Below are 16,852 nucleotides of genomic sequence, written 5' to 3'. Positions count from 1 at the left end.
AATCACCCCGTTTCTAGTTTATTAACATATCATTATTCGTGTAGAACTTTTTGTACTTCTCCAGAATAATATGCCTTAACATCGCCTGTTTTGTTATCTTCAATAATCAATCCGCCTTGATCATTAATTCCTAAGACTTTCCCTTTAATTTTTTTATTTCCAACTTGTAAGGTAACTACATTATCAAGTAAATTAAGATGCATTCGATAAAAATCTAAATATTTTCCCGTTTTATAATCTGAATAAATTTTAATCAATCTTTGAATTAAATCTGCTGCAATTTCATTAATATCTGCAGGTAAAATTTTCCCTGCTGCTGCAACTTTATCTTTTAATTCAGCTGGGAATTTTTCCGTTGTCAAATTAATTCCAATGCCGATGACCACATCACTAGGTGAAAATGATTCAAGATCAGTTGTTGCTTCAGTCAATATTCCCACAATTTTTTTATTACCCTTGTAAATATCATTAACCCATTTAACAGAAAATGATTGTTTGGGAAAATATTTCTGTAACATTTGCATCACACCAACTGCAACACTAGTTGTCAACAATGATGGATCAATGTTTTGGTCTACTAGTGGTAATGATAGACTTAGATATAAACCACCGTGATCCGGAGAATAAAATTCACGCTTATATTTGCCATAACCAGCGGTTTGTTGCTCTGCAATGATTGCTAAAGGTCGATTAAGCACATTTTGACTCAAATAATTTTTTAAATATGTATTAGTTGAATCAATCGTCTTAAACGTTTGGACATCAACAGTATCATTCAAACGATTTTTTATCAAAGTTGCGTTTAAAGTATATCCCTTTACCAAACGATAGCCAGCACTTTTTTTACTTTCAATTTCAAAGCCATCCTCTTGTAATGCTTTAATATATTTCCAAATCATTGTACGACTCATATGCAATTTTTGTGCTAACTGATCACCAGAAAAATATTGATTCTGATGTTCAAATAATTCATTTAAAATCGTTTGTTTTTTATCCATTATATTTACTCCCAAAATAGTAATTATTATTATTATACAAGGTCGAAGAACTATTGCCAAAATCAAACTATAATAATTATCGATTTTTATTTTTATTATTGTTAACTGTAAATTTGATTATTGGTTAACAATATACTATAATACATAGCATCAAAGGATGTGAAATAAATGAAATTACATACTATACAATTGACACACATTGCTATTATGACTGCTATAATCATTGTTTTGGGATTTATTCCACCTATTCCAATTGGTATCATCCCCGTTCCTATTGTATTGCAAAATCTAGGAGTTATGCTTGCTGCTATTGTTTTAGGAACTAAGCAAGGAACATTTAGCGTGGGCCTTTTTTTACTAATGGTCTTATTAGGCATGCCCTTCCTAACTGGTCAAACAGGTGGAATTAGTTCTTTCTGTTCTCCTTCAGGTGGATACTTGATTGCTTGGCTTTTTGTTCCATTATTAATTGGAATTACACTATCTCATTTTAAAAATCATCAAACATTTTTCGTAACATTTTTAATTACATGGATCTTTGGAGTAGCCTTTGTTGATGCTTTTGGTGCATTCTTTTTAGCATGGTTCACTCATATTTCAATTAAATCTGCATTAATTGCCGGTTTAGCCTTTATTCCAGGTGATACTTTAAAAGCAATTCTAGCTACTTGGATTGGCTTGAGAGTCCATAAACATCTTACATTAGTAAATCAAAATTAAAATAAAAAAAGTGACCTCACAATTAGGCCACTTTTTTACTATACTAAATCAAGAATTACGTACTATAATAAAAATATTACAGTTCTTGCCAAGTATTATTCCCTTTACTATATTGAATCCTTCCCTAAATTCAACATAAGGGAGTAATTCCGTTCTTCCGAAACATTAATTAGGCTCTCTCCTTAAACCTAATACTTTCATTACTCATAAGAGTCCCCAAATTAATACAAATAATATAATATACCCCTTATTATTTATCATGTTTAATTGGTTATCTCCTATGTCTATTATTATAATTCAATTTTATGAATACAGGTTCAAAAGTTGCATAATTGGTATTAAATTACCACATTTGCATATTTGACTATTCTTAGTTATTATTTAATTAAATATTATATTTATATCAAAAAAAACTTATAAAGGTGTTAAAAATGAGTTTTGGTAAAACAATTTCAAATATTCGAAAAAGTAAACATTTATCAATTGATCAAGTAACTAGCTCAACTATTACTAAGTCATCATACTCTCGTTTCATCGAAGGAAAAACTCAACCTTCTGTCAATAATTTTTTAACTATCCTAGACAATTTGCATGTTAATTTTGAAGAATTTTTATTTATCGAACGTGGATTTTGCCCTAACTTTTTTAATAAAGTTAATACAGAAATTCATCTTGCCTCAATTAAACAAGACATTCATAAACTTGAAGATCTCAAGCATACTTTGCAGGTCTATCATCAAGAAGATCCTAATGCAACTGAATATTACCATCTAGAATGTGTTGTCACATTAATTCTAAATAATTTAAAAGGACAAGAATATGATCCTACTAGCAAAAAAGTAATCTACAATTATTTAATGAGTTGTGATTTATGGACTCATTATGAACATACTCTTTTTAAAAATACTATTTTTATTTTTAATGTAAATACTGTTAAAGCAATGGAAAAAAGTATTATTAAAAACCTTGATAATTACCAATTATTCCATGAATATGGTAATGAAAGTTTTCGTACCATGGCAATCATGTTAGGCTTTTACATTCATAATAAAGATTTGATGGCTGCTATCCGAATTATCACAAAATTAACTAATGTTCATTTAGAACCTTCAATGGTATTTGAAAAGAACGTTTACCAGTTGTGTACAGGTATCGTATTTATGTTGTCAAATCAAAAAAACGGTTTTGAAAAAATTAAAACAGCTCTTAAAGTTTTCGAATTTACAGATGCCAAAGAATATTTATATGCTTCTATAACATATTTAAAACAGATTTCTAATATATATAATTTCCATCATCCTAAATTAGATGAAATTTTTAATGATTTTACCTGCAAGTAAATTAATATCTAATAAAAACATCCTATCTTATAATGAAAGTAACTTATAAGAAAGGATGTTTTTTTATGAATCAAAAAGAAGTAAAAGAAATTGCAAAACAACTTCATGCTGGTTGCTCAAGTATTGCTTGGGATACTCTTGACGGTAAACATCTTTGGGGACGTAATTATGATTTTAATCAAATCGCTGCCTCTGCAGTAACAATAATTCCTAAAAATTATAAATATTATACAGCAGGAACACCATTTGATCATAATCTTGAACTAACTAATATAAGTTATTCCAAATATGCTTCAGTTGGTGTCGGAACCAATGCAATGGAGGTTACTCCTGTTTTATATGAGGGAATTAATGAAAAAGGATTAATGGGTGGACAATTATTTTATGCTGGCTTTGCTTCCTTTCCAGATGAAACTAAAAATCATCATACACCAGTAAATCCAGGATATGTCATTACACATATTTTAAGTCAATGTGCCTCTGTTGCTGAAGTAATTGATTTAATAACTAATAAAATAACAATCATTAACCAAGCACTTGCTGGCTCACTTGCTACTGTTCACTGGGTATTTAGTGATCGTACCGGAGAAACTATTATTTTAGAGCCTGATCATCAACAAATTACGATTTATCGTCATACAGCTGGGGTATTAACAAATAGTCCTAATTATAGTTGGCATAAGCAAAATTTACTTTCATATATTAATGTTCGCAATAATGAATTTCCAGACCGTGATATGAATGGTATTAAAGTTCAAAAGCCATTCAAAGGAACTGGTGCATTAGGTTTACCAGGAGATTTCACTTCTCAATCTCGTTTCATTCGTGCTTCATTTCTAAAATATTATGGCATTAAAGGGAAAAATGAAGACCAAGGTATTCAATATCTATTTCATTTTCTTGATAATGTTGCTATGCCTTTAGGAATTGTTAAAGTTGAAAATCAAGATGAATTGTCAGCATATGATCAATCCATATATTCAGCTTGTATGTGTGCCGAATCATTGAATTTCTATTGGAAATCATATGAGAATTCTACAATCCATTGTCTTAATCTTAAACGTGAGTTAAAAAATCAAAATATTAAAACCTACCCTCTTGAAAATCGTGCACCTGAATATAAATTAGTTAATTAACAGAAAAAAGCGATTAACTTTTGTTAATCGCTTTTTCTGTTTCACATGTAACATTGACTACTTATTAGTAGTTTCTTCTGCTTCTGCAATTTGTTTTTCTTTTCGTCCCGCTAATGTTTTCATTATTGTTAACAAAATAACGAATATATTTAATACTCCAATTAGTATTCCTAATTTATCACTCTTTTTCATAATAGGCATCTCCATTTCTTTATATATAAAAGTATATCATTAATGAAAATTAAAAACTAATTAATTCAAAAGTTTTGCTATGAAAACGCTTATTTATTATAATGGAATAAGAGGTATCTAATATGCATAAATCTACCTCTACCTAGAAAGGGGATGAAGCCTTATGCCAGAAGATGTTTACCCTGATAAGGAAGTTTGGCAATATGTTCAAACAGAATTTAAAAAACGAGACATCTCTGCAAAAGAGATCGCCTATCACGCGTGGGAACATCAAAAGCAATTTAACGATGACCTAACTGTTGAGGAAGCAGAAATGGCTGTTCATAAAGTATTAGAGAAGCGTGAAGTACGTAATGCTCTAATGGTTGCATTAGCAATTGACAATTTGGCAAGCGCACATCAGCTTCCTGAACCGTTGCAGACAATTATTGCAGAAGATAACCCTTGCTTTGGGGTCGACGAAATGCTTGCAATTAACGGAATCGCACAACTGTACGGTTCCATTGCCGTTTCAAATTTTGGTTACTTAGATGTCCATAAATCTAATGCAGCTAAAAAACTAGATTCCGCTCAAAAAAACGGTGGTAGAATCGCAACTATGTTTGATGATTGCGTTTCAGCGATTCAGGCGTGCGCTGAGGGCTATTTAGCACATAACTTAACAAAGAATGACCTAGACTAAGGGAGGTTAATAATGAAATTTAATAAAGTATTTGTTCTAGGTGGAACCGGTTTTCTTGGTTACTATACTATCCAAGAGTTGATAAAGCATGACATTAAAGTAAAGACTCTCTCTTTGCCACCAAAGGATGATACTGTAATTAATTCATCAAATCCGCTAGCTGATTTTGAAAATGTAGAATGTCTAGTTGGTGACATAAATAAAATGAGCGATGATGAAATCGTTGATATGCTTGCTGACTGTGATGGCTTTATTTATGCCGCTGGGGCTGACGAGCGTGTCCAAGCGGAAATTCCTGCAAAAAAAATTCTACTATGAGGCAAATGTACTTCCTACTCAAAAATTAGTGCGTTTAGCTTGCAAGGCTAATTTACAAAAATTCGTTGTATTTGGATCATACTTCTCGGAAATGGCGGAAAAATATCCAAATACAGATTTAAAAAATTCACCATATATCAATACACGGTTACTGCAAGAACAAGTAGCATTTGCAGAAGGTGAAGGAAAAATCGAAGTTTGTGGGTTACGTTTGCCATATATTTTCGGAACAATGAAAGAACGTATGCCTTTATGGAAAATGTTTGTTGATCGAATTAGAGATAATGACACATACCCAGTTTTTAAGGGTGGAACTGCATGCGTTACAGCTAGTCAAGTCGGTCAAGCAGCTGTTGGTGCCCTTCTTTACGGTCATCATCGTGAAACATTTGCAATTGGCGATATTAATATGACATATGAAGAGTTTGCAAACATTATTAAAGATGAATTGCATACTGACACTAAAATCCCCGTTTTAACACTTGAAGAAGGATTACCAATTTATCAGCAATTAGATGAGAAATTAGCGAAATCTGGACGTGAGAGTGGGATTCACATGGAAATGATTGCCCATGTTCAACAAGAATTTTGTTATTTAAATTGGGCAGACACATTCCCTAAGCTACACGTGAAACGCGAAGACATTCGCAAAGAATTACGTAATACAATTCGCTATATAATCAAATTAGAGAATCAAAAATAATTTTGTTACACGTGAAACACTGCTAAAAATTATTTAATTTTTGGTCAATAAAAGAGGCTATGTTATATAACATAGCCTTTTTTATTACCAATTTATTTTTTCTATATTTTGAAGTGCTTGTGTTAAATAATCTTTTTTTAGATTCTCTGTCATTACTTTTTCCTGATTAAATGTAAATTTCCCAGTTTTAAGTAATTCTGCATATAAATCATAATATGGAATTTCTCGTTTACGAGCAATAGCTAATTCCTTATCCAAATCATATGGAATATTTTTCTGTTGCCAACCTAAAATACTATTCCCTTCAATAGTAATAATGCCATAACTTGCTTTTCCACTAATATCTGTCTTATCAGAAACCGGCATACCTACACTTCCTGGATTGAAAAGATAGCGACCATCACTTGTCATTCTTAAAATATAACGATGAGTATGTCCATAAATACCTACATCTGCGTCACTATCACTCATTAATGCATCAAAATTAGTTTGCTTATTTGTTGGGAAACTAAAATGTCCACGACATTCAGTTGGAGTTGAATGGAAAATATTAAATTTTAAATCTTCGATTTCAATTTCTTCTTGAATTGGACGTTCTGCTAACCATTCAAAATGATCTCTACCTAATTGTTGATAATCAAAAGTTGAGGTAATAATTGCCATAATCGCCTTTGGATTATCTTCAAAGTTAGTAAATGTATGAGTAATTAAATTATGATAAACTGCTTCATGATTTCCAATAATCCAAACTAAAGGATTCACCGCTTGTAATGCTTGAACACATTCATTTGGTTCTGGTCCCCGATTTGTAATGTCACCTAGAACAATATAGTCAGTTACGCGCTCTCTTTGAGCATCTTCTAAAACTGCTTTTAACGCTTCAAAATTTCCATGACTATCACCAATAACTGCTAATTTTCTCATCTTTAATTCTTCTTTCAACTATCCATTTTTACTAAGTATAACATGATACATTCTTACTCCAAATATTTTTCATTCTATTTAAAAGTATTTAAATATAAGTAAGTGGATTTTTGCGGTATAATCTTCCAAGTAAACATATTTCAGAAAAGGTGATTTTAAATGAAAAAAGAAATTATTCCTATTTTTTATGGTATCGATGATTACTACGCTCCCCTTCTCTCTGTAAGTTTAGGTTCAATCATCGCTAATGCCAGCAAAGACTATGATTATCAAATTACAATTTTATATCAAACATTATCAGCAGAAAATCAAGCTAAAATTAAAGAACTTGAAAATGACAATTTCTCAATTACTTTTACTCAAATTGATAAGGACTTTAAAACTCGATTTGGCGGCGATAACAATTCATTACGTTGCGATTATGTCACTCTTACTATCTATTATCGTCTTTTTATTGCAGATCTATTCCCTCAATATGATAAAGGAATCTATTTAGATGCTGATACTGTTGTTACTGGTGATATTTCTGAATTTTATCAAATCGATTTAAAAGACAATCTTGTTGCCGGCTGCTCAGATACTTTTGTTGAGAGTGATCCAATTTTAATTAATTATGCTGAAAAATGTGCCGGTGTTGCAGTTGAAACATATATTAATTCTGGTGTTTTATTAATGAATCTTAAAAAATTCCGCGAATTAAACTTTACCGATCACTTCCTTAAAATTCTTAATACATATCATCCTAAAACAGTTGCTCCTGACCAAGACTATCTAAATGCAATTGCTAATAATCATGTTTTAAAAATTTCACAAAACTGGAATGCTATGCCTGCTAAAAAAGAAAGTAATCCAAAACTTATCCACTATAATTTATACTTAAAGCCTTGGCACTATGACGATGTTTTATATGGTGACGTTTTCTGGAAATATGCTAAAAATTCCAATTACTACGATCAATTATTAGATATTCAAAAAAATTACTCTGACGATAAAAAAGCTTCTGACAAAGAAAAAATGGATATGCTAATGGAGCAAGTCCAAGAAATTCCTGCTAAAGAATTAACCTTATACCAACTATATAAACAAGGAAAAAATATTCGCATTTAAATAGGAGGTGTTATCATTGACTAAGCAATTTAAAACACTTGACGATTTTCTAGGCACTCACTTTATTTATAATTATGATAATGGTTGGCAATATGAATGGTATGCCAAAAATGATCATACAGTTGATTATCGTATCCATGGTGGTATGGTTGCTGGACGTTGGGTTAAAGACCAAGAAGCAAACATTGTAATGTTAACTGAAGGCATTTATAAAATCACCTGGACTGAACCAACTGGTACAGATGTTGCCTTAGATTTTATGCCTAATGAAAAAAAGTTACATGGAACTATTTTCTTCCCTAAGTGGGTTGAAGACCATCCAGAAATTACCGTGACTTACCAAAATGAACATCTTGAAGAAATGTTAGCCGCACGTGCTAAATACCCTACCTATCCTAAAACATTAATACCGGAATTTGCTCATATATTTTATATTGGAAATGCTGGTATCAATAATGAAGATGTCATTTCTGAAGCACCATATGATGGTATTGTTGATGATATTTGCAATGGACACTATTTTGATAAAAACTATCACCGTATTAAAAAATAATAAAAAAGACGTAGTTATTAACTACGTCTTTTTTATATCATCATTATTGATTTGCTTTTTCGCAAGCCGCCATCGCAACTTTATTCAACCAGTTTAAAGGTTGATCAAAATTAGGTTGGAAGAACATATCTACGCCTGCTAAATCTTCAATTGTCATTTTATTTTGAATTGCTAATGACAATACATTTGCAGATTGAGAAACATCATGTTTACTGTAAACAGCTCCACCTAAGATTCGATGAGTTTGAGGATCCCAAACTAAACGACATGCAACTGGTGTTGTTGATACCATAAACTCTGGGCGATAATTTTCTTCAATTGTCACCGCATCAACATCCATTCCACGTTGCTTAGCTCCTTCAACTGTTAAACCAGAAGCTGCCATGCAAGTTTCAAATAATTCAACTGCTGATGTTGCTTGTGTTCCCATATATTTTACAGTTGGTTTATCGATATTTTTACCAATTAATATTCCTTGGTGAATAGCATTTGTAGCTAATGGGATATAATCATCTTTGCCTGTAGGATTATAATGAACATTTGTAGCGTCACCTGCTGCAAAAATATCAGGATCACTTGTTTGCATATATTCATTTGTCTTGATTGCTTTGTTTGGAAGCATTTCTAACTTGCCTTCAAATAAATCTGTAAATGGACGGAATCCAGCACACCATACAGCCATATCAGCTTCATAAGCACCTTTATCGGTTCTTACAATAACTTGATCTCCTGCCTGCTCAAAAGCTTGTACCTTTTCACCTAAAGCTAGAGTCACATCATGATCACGATATTCTGCTTCAATTTTATCAGTTAATTCTTTATCAAAGTTTTTATATAGAACACGTGGAAAAGCATCAACTAATGTAACATCTTTATTATTAACTGCTGCTTGTTCTGACAATTCAGCTCCAATATAACCAGCACCAATAATTACCGCTTTATCAATTCCAGCAAATTTTTCTTTTAAAACTTTAGCATCAGAATAATCTTTACATAAGTAAACATTTGGCCCATCAATTCCTTCAATTGGTGGAATTACTGGACGTGATCCGGTTGTAATAATTAATTTATCATATTCTTGAACAAATTCATTACCACTAATTAAATCTTTAACTTCTAATGTTTTAGCCTTTGGATCTACACTTAATACTTCATGTTGCATGCGCATTTTTGCACCAATTTTTGCTAATTCTGTTGGGTTAGAATAAAACATTTTATTAGGATCAGCAATATGATCTCCTACCCATAATGCAATTCCACATGATAAAAATGACAAATTATCATTTTTTTCGAAAACAGTTACTTCATAGTCAGGGTGATTTTTCAAAATCTCCATTGCTGCGAATGTTCCAGCATGAGTTGCCCCAATAATACTAATTTTCACTATTAACACACCTCTTTATTATGTACTGAACTACTTTAAGATTATTAAATTTACAAACCAGTTGCAATAATCTATGCTTTCTTTTAAAAATGCTTAATAACTTTGCATGGAATTCCTGCTGCAACTACATTTGCTGGGATATTTTTAGTTACTACACTAGCAGCTTTAATAATTGTATTTTCGCCAATTGTTATCCCTGGTAAAATTGTAACACCATCTTCAATAAAAACGTTATTATTTAATGTAATAGCTTGTTCGCTACACCAATGAGTTGCACGTTTTTCAGGATCCATTGCATGATTAGACGTATATATTCCCACTTGATTTCCAATTGTTACATTCTCACCAATTTTAATAGTATTACAATCAATCATTTTTAAATCTTGTCCAATCACTACATTATTTTCAATATATGTATTGAAACCAAATTCTGTAATAAAACCATTATCAATTTGAACATTTTGCCCTATTTTTCCAAATAACGACCTTAGGAGTGTTAAATCTCCTTTGCCATCATTTATAAAGCTTTGGTTATATTGACGACAAACATAAAACGCATAGTTTCTAGCTTTTTCAATAAGAGGATCATAGTCATAATATAAATTCCCACTGTTAGTTATATGTTTAACATGCTCAATTTCATCATTAGTTAAAGCCTGATGTGTATTCAAATCCATTTTTTCACATCCAATACGTTATAATAGAATTATTATATCTCAATCAACTAGGAGTGTTTCATGTGAAACAAGAAATTAATAATTTAATCACAAATCAAAAAATTTTTGATGAAACATCTTCAATCATAATAACTGCTCATCAACATGCTTTAAAAATTTGTGCACAATATAATTCCTTGGTTTTAGAAAATCAAGGCTATGACGATCAGCTATTAAGAAATCTTTTTCATCATGTTGGAACTGATCTTTATATTGAACCTAATTTCAACTGTCAATTTGGTTTCAATATTGATTTAGGTAATGAGGTATTTCTAAATCATGATTGCACATTACAAGATTTTGCTCCAATTATAATTGGTAATCAAGCTAACATTGCTCCTCGTGTTGGTTTTTATACTGCTAGTGCTGTACCACAAAAAAATCGATCGCAGCATGCAATGATTGCTAAACCTATTATTTTACAAGACAATGTTTGGATTGGTGGTAATGCAGTAATTTTAGGTGGGGTAACGATAGGCAAAAATTCAATTATTGGAGCTGGAAGTGTTGTAAATACTGATATTCCTGCCAATTCAATTGCAGTTGGCAATCCAGCTAAAGTAATTCGAACTATTTAGCAAGCTTTATCTTTGCAATCAGTAGTCAATGGAATTACTATATAGATGTTGAGAAGAGGTCTTTCGTTCTAGTAGGAGAGTGAAAGCAAGTATCAACATGCTTCGTTCCCGATAAGTGGAGCGAAGTTTTTTTATTAAAAATTAAAAAGCCTTGGTTATATAACCAAGGCTTCTATTTACTATTCACGAACCACTAAAACTGAAATTGGGGCGTATTTTGCCATATATGCTGCTTGCGAACCAAAATATTTTTCAATTCCCTTTTTAGCTAATGCTCCAATAATCAACAAATCTGGATTTACCTGCGGAATAATTTGTTTCACAATTGTTTCTCCAGCATCTCCCTGACCTGTGATTGTATGTACATCTTTTACCCCTGCTTCTTCTGCAATTTTTTTATATTCTTCAATATGTTTATTCAGTTTATTTACCTGACTATGAATATAATCAGCACTCAATACTTGATAAACATTCATTTCATCTTTTTCAAGAATTGAAGTAATGTAGAGTGATGCATCTAATTCAATTGCTCGTTTCATTGCAACCCGAAATGCCAATTGTGCATCCTCTGAATCATCAACTCCAACCAATATTCGTTTAATATTTTTGATTTTCTCAGTGTCCATATCTCTCACCCTGCCCTTTTTAGTTAGCCATTAATTTAAGTATAATGGAAAAATTTAAAAAATTAAATTAGAAGCAATTATTTATGATATGGTGCGCCAGAATTAATCATAAATGCACGATAAATTTGTTCAGTTAATACTAATCTCATTAATTGATGTGGCATTGTAAATTTTCCAAATGAGATTTGAGTATCTGCTCGTTTTAATACTGCAGGTGATAAGCCTAAAGATCCACCAATTACAAAGGTAATATCACTTTTACCATATGTCATTAAGTCTTTTACCTCTTTTGCTAGCGCTTCAGATGTACGTTCTTTCCCTAAAATCGCTAGTGCATACACATATTCCTTATCTTTAATTTTAGATAAAATCCGTTCACCTTCAATTATCTTAACTTTCTCCATTTCTGCATCACTTAATTTTTCAGCAGCCTTTTCATCTGGAACTTCAATAATTTGAAACTTACAAAATTTACTTAATCTTTTAGCATACTCTGCAATCCCTTGTTTTAAATACTTTTCTTTAAGTTTTCCAACACAAACAATTTTTATATTCATTTTATTCACCTTTTCCACAAAGTTATACACATATCCACAGGGCATAAATCAATATATTGTCCGAACATAATTTCGATACTACATATATGTTTTCCGTTTTTTTATAATTCACAAGTAATTCGCTAATTAAAAAAAATATTTTTTCGTGAAACAAATACGCTTGTTTCTTTACTGCATATAGTTTCACGATATGTCTCTAAAAGTTATCCACACCTGTTCACAACTTTGTGGATAACTTTATCAATTGTCCTTGTGTTTTATTTTTAATCATTTTGGGGACAAGTTGGGGATAACTAATCTCTTTTAGATTATACTAACTTCTCATCGATTTCATCAAGTAACATTTTTATGGCTTTAGTGCGTTATAATAAGATCAATGAAAGAAGGAGTTACTATGGCAGAAATGCTTACTAAGACAATCGAAATTATCAAAATCCCATCCTTTAATCCAAAAGCATTAGGTTCTACACGTGATTATATCGTCCGTTGTACCAAATGTGGACATGAGCAATCTATCAATGCTGATTTTTGGGCAGACTATTTAAAACATCCATATTGTAAATACTGTGATAAAATACAGTAAAATAAAAAAGATGTCTATTAAGACATCTCTTTTTTATTTTATTAATTATTTATTTTTAATAACCTTTTGAGACATTTCTCTTAATCCAGGTAATAACAACATTACCATAAAACTTAATAGATACATTACTGAAAGAAATCCCATAACAATTCCCATTGAAAATTTAGTCATTAAAAATCCAATTACTAAAGTTGAAAAACTTCCTATTGCCTTACCCACATTCATAATAAAATTATTAGCCGTTGCAACAATTTCTGTTGGATAAAGGTAGTTCATAATTGCTCCATAACCACCATACATTCCGTTAGCAAAGAAACCAACAACAGCACCAAGAATAACAAGTTCTATCATATTTTTAGCCTGAATCAATGCATAAATAACAAGTGCTGCACCAATTAGAAAAATACCAAATGATTTTCGTGGCCCTAAACGATCTAAAATATTACCAAATACTAACATTCCTATACACATACCAATAATAGTTGAGATCATCCATAAAGAAGATCCTTGAACTGTAATTCCTAATTGTTTTTGTACAATCGTTGGTAACCAGTTCATTAAACCATAATAACCACCAGTTTGAACGATCAACATAAAAATTAATCCAAGTGTTTGCATTGCCATTTGACCATTTTCAAATAATCTTCCAAATGAAACTTTAGGCTTATCTTCTTTGGCTTGATTCTCTAAAAATGTATCGCTTTCTTTCAATCCACGACGAATAAAAAATGCTAAAATAACTGGAAATACACCAATTAAAAATAATACATGCCAACCAAATCGAGGCAAAATAATTGCTGATAAAATTGCGGCTAAGATTCCACCAAGTTGTCCGCCAATGCTTGCAATTGCTGTCATCCTACCATATTGCTTTTCAGAAAAGTGTTCTGCTATCAGTGCCATTCCGACACCATATTCTCCACCTTCACCTATACCAACAATAAATCTTAGAATATAAATCCAATATATATTATTAGCAAAATACATTAATGCTGTTGCACCAGCAAAGATAAAGATAGTATATGAAAAGATTTTTACACGTCCATATTTATCACTCAAAATACCAAATATTAAACCACCAAGCAGCATCCCTAAATTAGTAATGGTATTAATCAATCCTGCTTCAGTCGTTGAAATATTTAAACTTACAATGATTGAAGATAAAGCAAAAGACATGAAATTAAAATCCATGTTTTCAAAAGAAAAACCAGTCGCAGTAGAAGCAATTACACGTTTTTGCTGATTACTGAGACTGGTTTTAGTTGAATTGTTCATAACTATAATTCCTCCAAAATTAATGCTCACGGGCATCCTTTATTTTGACTTAAGTCTATAAACATTTTACATCAACATAAAATTAAAGCAAATTATAAGCGCTTTAAAATAATTTAAAAAACCACCTAAAAGTTAATAACTTAAAGGTGGTTAATTTCTATTTAATTTTAAGTTTAATTACCTTCATTTGAAGCTGATGTTGTATTAGAATCATTTGCTTCTAATGTTAGCTTAACATTGGCTTTCTTCAATTGCCCATCATGATAGTATTGAATCTCAACTGTATCGCCAACCTTATGATCATATAATGCTTCTTTTAAGCTAGCAATACCAGTAACTTTTTTACCGCCTAATTCAACGATAACATCGCCCTTTGTAATACCACTATTCTTCAATGGTGAATCACTATTTACTTTAGCAACAACGATTCCCTCAGTAACACTACTTGGTAGTTTCAATACATCTTTTTGTTGTTCTTCTGAAACATTTGCCAAATCAACAAGTGAAATGCCTAAAGCTGGACGAATAACTTTTCCATTTGTTACTAGTTGGTTAATAATTGAAACAACTTCATTACTTGGAATAGCAAAGCCCATTCCTTCAACTGAAGTAGAAGATCCTGAAGTCGATGAACCGGTATTAGACAATTTCATTGAATTAATTCCAATCACTTGTCCTGCTAAGTTAATTAATGGTCCACCTGAGTTACCAGGATTAATTGCTGCATCAGTTTGAATAACTGTTGCTTGCCCAGTTGTAACACCTTGACTGTTAGTTACATCAATTGTTCGTTTCTTAGCTGAAATAATTCCTTCTGTTAAAGAAGTTGCGTATTCTGATCCCATTGGTGATCCAATAGCTAATGCAGTTTGTCCTACTTGAATATCATTTGAATTACCAAATGACGCAACTTCAGTAACGTACTGTGCATTGATTTTTAAAACAGCTAAATCAGAAATAGAATCATGCCCAACAACAGTAGCTGAAAGTTTCTTACCATTATTCATTAAAACTTCTACTTTATCAGCACCTGAAATTACATGGTTATTCGTTACAATAAAAGCTGTATTTCCATCTTTCTTATAAATTACACCTGATCCTTCACTCTCAGAAGTTGCACTTTCTGAAGAATCACCGCCAGTAATGTTTCCAAATAAATCATCAATTGAATTACTATTTGTTGAATATGCTTCAACAGAAACAACTGCATCCTTAACCTTATCAAATGCTTTGGTTGCTTGATTTGTTTCTGTTACTTTAATATTACTTGTAACTGTTTTTCCTTTACGATTATCTTGTGTAACAGTATCGTTATTATAATGTTGGTAAATTGCGTATCCCCCTAAAATACCGCCACCACCTAAAACTCCACCAAGTAAAGCAATGATAAAAACTTTTACTAAACTCATTTTCTTTTCTTTTGGTGGTTGAGACTGCTTCTCAGTTTTATTTTGTGTGTAATCACCATTATATTGATTTTTGTTATCCAATTAACATGCTCCTCCTTTATAATTTTACTAACTACTTACTAAATTATTATAAATTATAGAGATAAAATATGAACTCTTTATGAAAAAAATTTATTCTAGATAAGAAAACATATTGTATATTTTTAATAAAAAACAGACTATTAAATAATAGTCTGCTTTATTATTATAATACAATTAATTCACTTGCATGATTAGGACTTGTATCCAACAAATGGAAATCATGTTCTACCGCAAAATCTTTATCTTTCATCATATTTTCAACTGTTAAGTGGGCCAATTCTTTAATATTATTTTCCTTACTCAAATGTCCTAAGAAAATCTGTTTTGTATGATTTCCTAAAACATCCATCATTACTCTTGCACCATCTTCATTAGATAAGTGACCAGTATCTGACATGATTCGTTGTTTTAATTGCCATGGATAAGGTCCCATGCGCAACATTTCAGTATCATGATTACATTCTAATAAGTAAGCTTCAGCATTTTTTATTACACCCTCAACTCGTTCTGAAACATATCCTGTATCAGTCACAATTGCAAATGAGTGTCCATTATGATGAAATTCATAAAATTGTGGATCTGCAGCATCATGTGAAACACTAAAACTCTCAATATCTAAGTCGCCTAATGATAAAACAGAATTTGCTTTAAAAATATGTTTTTGAGCAACATCAATCTTACCAATTTTAGAGCTCATAGCATTCCATGTGGCTTCATTAGCATAGATATCCATTCCATATCTTCGTGCTAATACGCCCACTCCTTTACTATGATCAGTATGCTCATGAGAAACAAATAAACTATCAACATCAGCTAATGTTTTCCCAATTGAATTCATTAATTCCTCAATTTTCTTACCTGACAATCCTGCGTCTATTAATACTTGATGATGTGGCGTTTCAATATAAGTCGCATTACCTGTACTTCCGCTTGCTAAAACGCTAACTTTCATCGTATCTTGCGTCAATTT

General features: G+C 31.4%; 20 protein-coding genes. 10 read left to right on the top strand and 10 right to left on the bottom strand.

Translation table 11 applies throughout. The features are described from left to right. Positions 1-32: 32 nt before the first annotated feature. A complete protein-coding gene (locus QPK35_RS07230) occupies positions 33-998 on the bottom strand; it encodes a biotin--[acetyl-CoA-carboxylase] ligase (protein ID WP_290033279.1) in 966 nt (321 codons plus the stop codon). 168 nt (positions 999-1,166) lie between these two features. Between QPK35_RS07230 and QPK35_RS07225 the strand changes: the two genes are divergently transcribed. The 3 genes from QPK35_RS07225 (at position 1,167) to QPK35_RS07215 (ending at position 4,194) form a co-directional block, all read left to right on the top strand. Then, complete coding sequence (locus tag QPK35_RS07225; protein WP_290033278.1) at positions 1,167-1,718, top strand: biotin transporter BioY; 552 nt, start codon at positions 1,167-1,169, stop codon at positions 1,716-1,718. A gap of 431 nt (positions 1,719-2,149) precedes the next feature. Then, entirely contained in the window at positions 2,150-3,058 is a 909-nt protein-coding gene (locus QPK35_RS07220; protein ID WP_290033277.1) for an Rgg/GadR/MutR family transcriptional regulator, read from the top strand. 65 nt (positions 3,059-3,123) lie between these two features. Continuing rightward, positions 3,124-4,194, top strand: coding sequence for a linear amide C-N hydrolase (locus QPK35_RS07215; protein WP_290033276.1), 1,071 nt, complete (start codon positions 3,124-3,126; stop codon positions 4,192-4,194). A gap of 57 nt (positions 4,195-4,251) precedes the next feature. Here the strand turns inward: QPK35_RS07215 and QPK35_RS07210 are convergent, their stop codons facing one another. After that, positions 4,252-4,386, bottom strand: a complete 135-nt coding sequence (locus QPK35_RS07210; protein WP_290033275.1) for a hypothetical protein — start codon at positions 4,384-4,386, stop codon at positions 4,252-4,254. Positions 4,387-4,549: 163 nt separating this feature from the next. Between QPK35_RS07210 and QPK35_RS07205 the strand changes: the two genes are divergently transcribed. The 3 genes from QPK35_RS07205 to QPK35_RS07195 are packed head-to-tail and all read left to right on the top strand — an operon-like array spanning position 4,550 to position 6,089. Continuing rightward, complete coding sequence (locus tag QPK35_RS07205) at positions 4,550-5,068, top strand: phosphatidylglycerophosphatase A family protein (protein ID WP_290033274.1); 519 nt, start codon at positions 4,550-4,552, stop codon at positions 5,066-5,068. 12 nt (positions 5,069-5,080) lie between these two features. Further along, positions 5,081-5,386 carry an NAD-dependent epimerase/dehydratase family protein gene (locus QPK35_RS07200; protein ID WP_290033273.1) on the top strand — a complete coding sequence of 102 codons (306 nt, stop codon included), beginning with the start codon at positions 5,081-5,083 and terminating at the stop codon, positions 5,384-5,386. Continuing rightward, complete coding sequence (locus QPK35_RS07195; protein WP_290033272.1) at positions 5,346-6,089, top strand: NAD-dependent epimerase/dehydratase family protein; 744 nt, start codon at positions 5,346-5,348, stop codon at positions 6,087-6,089. The genes QPK35_RS07200 and QPK35_RS07195 overlap by 41 nt, the downstream gene beginning before the upstream one ends. 84 nt (positions 6,090-6,173) lie before the next feature. Here the strand turns inward: QPK35_RS07195 and QPK35_RS07190 are convergent, their stop codons facing one another. Continuing rightward, complete coding sequence (locus QPK35_RS07190) at positions 6,174-7,013, bottom strand: metallophosphoesterase family protein (protein ID WP_290033271.1); 840 nt, start codon at positions 7,011-7,013, stop codon at positions 6,174-6,176. A 159-nt stretch (positions 7,014-7,172) separates the two neighbouring features. Here QPK35_RS07190 and QPK35_RS07185 point away from each other — a divergent pair, with 159 nt between their 5' ends. Both QPK35_RS07185 and QPK35_RS07180 read left to right on the top strand, forming a co-directional pair. Then, positions 7,173-8,120, top strand: coding sequence for a glycosyltransferase family 8 protein (locus QPK35_RS07185; protein ID WP_290033270.1), 948 nt, complete (start codon positions 7,173-7,175; stop codon positions 8,118-8,120). A gap of 16 nt (positions 8,121-8,136) precedes the next feature. Then, positions 8,137-8,673, top strand: a complete 537-nt coding sequence (locus QPK35_RS07180; protein ID WP_290033269.1) for a phenolic acid decarboxylase — start codon at positions 8,137-8,139, stop codon at positions 8,671-8,673. Between the two features lie 43 nt (positions 8,674-8,716). Here QPK35_RS07180 and QPK35_RS07175 read toward each other — a convergent pair whose 3' ends face one another. Next, positions 8,717-10,057 carry an FAD-dependent oxidoreductase gene (locus QPK35_RS07175; RefSeq protein ID WP_290033268.1) on the bottom strand — a complete coding sequence of 447 codons (1,341 nt, stop codon included), beginning with the start codon at positions 10,055-10,057 and terminating at the stop codon, positions 8,717-8,719. An 83-nt stretch (positions 10,058-10,140) separates the two neighbouring features. After that, entirely contained in the window at positions 10,141-10,734 is a 594-nt protein-coding gene (locus QPK35_RS07170; protein WP_290033267.1) for a sugar O-acetyltransferase, read from the bottom strand. A 62-nt stretch (positions 10,735-10,796) separates the two neighbouring features. Here QPK35_RS07170 and QPK35_RS07165 point away from each other — a divergent pair, with 62 nt between their 5' ends. Then, positions 10,797-11,351, top strand: a complete 555-nt coding sequence (locus QPK35_RS07165) for a sugar O-acetyltransferase (RefSeq protein ID WP_435302709.1) — start codon at positions 10,797-10,799, stop codon at positions 11,349-11,351. 179 nt (positions 11,352-11,530) lie between these two features. Here the strand turns inward: QPK35_RS07165 and QPK35_RS07160 are convergent, their stop codons facing one another. Both QPK35_RS07160 and rlmH read right to left on the bottom strand, forming a co-directional pair. Beyond that, a complete protein-coding gene (locus QPK35_RS07160) occupies positions 11,531-11,977 on the bottom strand; it encodes a universal stress protein (RefSeq protein WP_290033266.1) in 447 nt (148 codons plus the stop codon). Between the two features lie 77 nt (positions 11,978-12,054). Continuing rightward, positions 12,055-12,534, bottom strand: a complete 480-nt coding sequence (gene rlmH / locus QPK35_RS07155) for a 23S rRNA (pseudouridine(1915)-N(3))-methyltransferase RlmH (protein WP_290033265.1) — start codon at positions 12,532-12,534, stop codon at positions 12,055-12,057. A 394-nt stretch (positions 12,535-12,928) separates the two neighbouring features. On the opposite strand from rlmH, the gene QPK35_RS07150 reads away from it, so the two are divergent. Beyond that, positions 12,929-13,117: a hypothetical protein gene (locus QPK35_RS07150; RefSeq protein ID WP_290033264.1), complete on the top strand. Its 189-nt coding sequence runs from the start codon at positions 12,929-12,931 to the stop codon at positions 13,115-13,117. Between the two features lie 45 nt (positions 13,118-13,162). Here QPK35_RS07150 and QPK35_RS07145 read toward each other — a convergent pair whose 3' ends face one another. The 3 genes from QPK35_RS07145 to QPK35_RS07135 all read right to left on the bottom strand — a co-directional run bounded on the left by QPK35_RS07145 (position 13,163) and on the right by QPK35_RS07135 (position 16,834). Next, positions 13,163-14,392, bottom strand: coding sequence for an MFS transporter (locus QPK35_RS07145; protein WP_290033263.1), 1,230 nt, complete (start codon positions 14,390-14,392; stop codon positions 13,163-13,165). A 173-nt stretch (positions 14,393-14,565) separates the two neighbouring features. After that, positions 14,566-15,882, bottom strand: coding sequence for a S1C family serine protease (locus tag QPK35_RS07140; RefSeq protein WP_290033262.1), 1,317 nt, complete (start codon positions 15,880-15,882; stop codon positions 14,566-14,568). Positions 15,883-16,045: 163 nt separating this feature from the next. After that, positions 16,046-16,834 (bottom strand): MBL fold metallo-hydrolase, encoded by a 789-nt coding sequence (locus QPK35_RS07135; RefSeq protein ID WP_290034268.1) that lies wholly within the window; start codon positions 16,832-16,834, stop codon positions 16,046-16,048. Between the last annotated feature and the right edge of the window lie 18 nt (positions 16,835-16,852).

It is taken from the genome of Ligilactobacillus cholophilus (assembly GCF_030389495.1).
In the GTDB taxonomy this organism is placed as follows: domain Bacteria; phylum Bacillota; class Bacilli; order Lactobacillales; family Lactobacillaceae; genus Ligilactobacillus; species Ligilactobacillus cholophilus.
Note: the sequence above shows the minus strand (reverse complement) of the source record. Positions and strands in the feature narration are given on the sequence as shown.

Bases quoted from the DNA above. Each gene is read 5' to 3' on its own strand.
- QPK35_RS07230 (WP_290033279.1), bottom strand. From the start codon at position 998: ATGGATAAAAAACAAACGATTTTAAATGAATTATTTGAACATCAGAAT.
- QPK35_RS07225 (WP_290033278.1), top strand. From the start codon at position 1,167: ATGAAATTACATACTATACAATTGACACACATTGCTATTATGACTGCT.
- QPK35_RS07220 (WP_290033277.1), top strand. From the start codon at position 2,150: ATGAGTTTTGGTAAAACAATTTCAAATATTCGAAAAAGTAAACATTTA.
- QPK35_RS07215 (WP_290033276.1), top strand. From the start codon at position 3,124: ATGAATCAAAAAGAAGTAAAAGAAATTGCAAAACAACTTCATGCTGGT.
- QPK35_RS07210 (WP_290033275.1), bottom strand. From the start codon at position 4,386: ATGAAAAAGAGTGATAAATTAGGAATACTAATTGGAGTATTAAATATA.
- QPK35_RS07205 (WP_290033274.1), top strand. From the start codon at position 4,550: ATGCCAGAAGATGTTTACCCTGATAAGGAAGTTTGGCAATATGTTCAA.
- QPK35_RS07200 (WP_290033273.1), top strand. From the start codon at position 5,081: ATGAAATTTAATAAAGTATTTGTTCTAGGTGGAACCGGTTTTCTTGGT.
- QPK35_RS07190 (WP_290033271.1), bottom strand. From the start codon at position 7,013: ATGAGAAAATTAGCAGTTATTGGTGATAGTCATGGAAATTTTGAAGCG.
- QPK35_RS07185 (WP_290033270.1), top strand. From the start codon at position 7,173: ATGAAAAAAGAAATTATTCCTATTTTTTATGGTATCGATGATTACTAC.
- QPK35_RS07170 (WP_290033267.1), bottom strand. From the start codon at position 10,734: ATGGATTTGAATACACATCAGGCTTTAACTAATGATGAAATTGAGCAT.
- QPK35_RS07160 (WP_290033266.1), bottom strand. From the start codon at position 11,977: ATGGACACTGAGAAAATCAAAAATATTAAACGAATATTGGTTGGAGTT.
- rlmH (WP_290033265.1), bottom strand. From the start codon at position 12,534: ATGAATATAAAAATTGTTTGTGTTGGAAAACTTAAAGAAAAGTATTTA.
- QPK35_RS07150 (WP_290033264.1), top strand. From the start codon at position 12,929: ATGGCAGAAATGCTTACTAAGACAATCGAAATTATCAAAATCCCATCC.
- QPK35_RS07145 (WP_290033263.1), bottom strand. From the start codon at position 14,392: ATGAACAATTCAACTAAAACCAGTCTCAGTAATCAGCAAAAACGTGTA.
- QPK35_RS07135 (WP_290034268.1), bottom strand. From the start codon at position 16,834: ATGAAAGTTAGCGTTTTAGCAAGCGGAAGTACAGGTAATGCGACTTAT.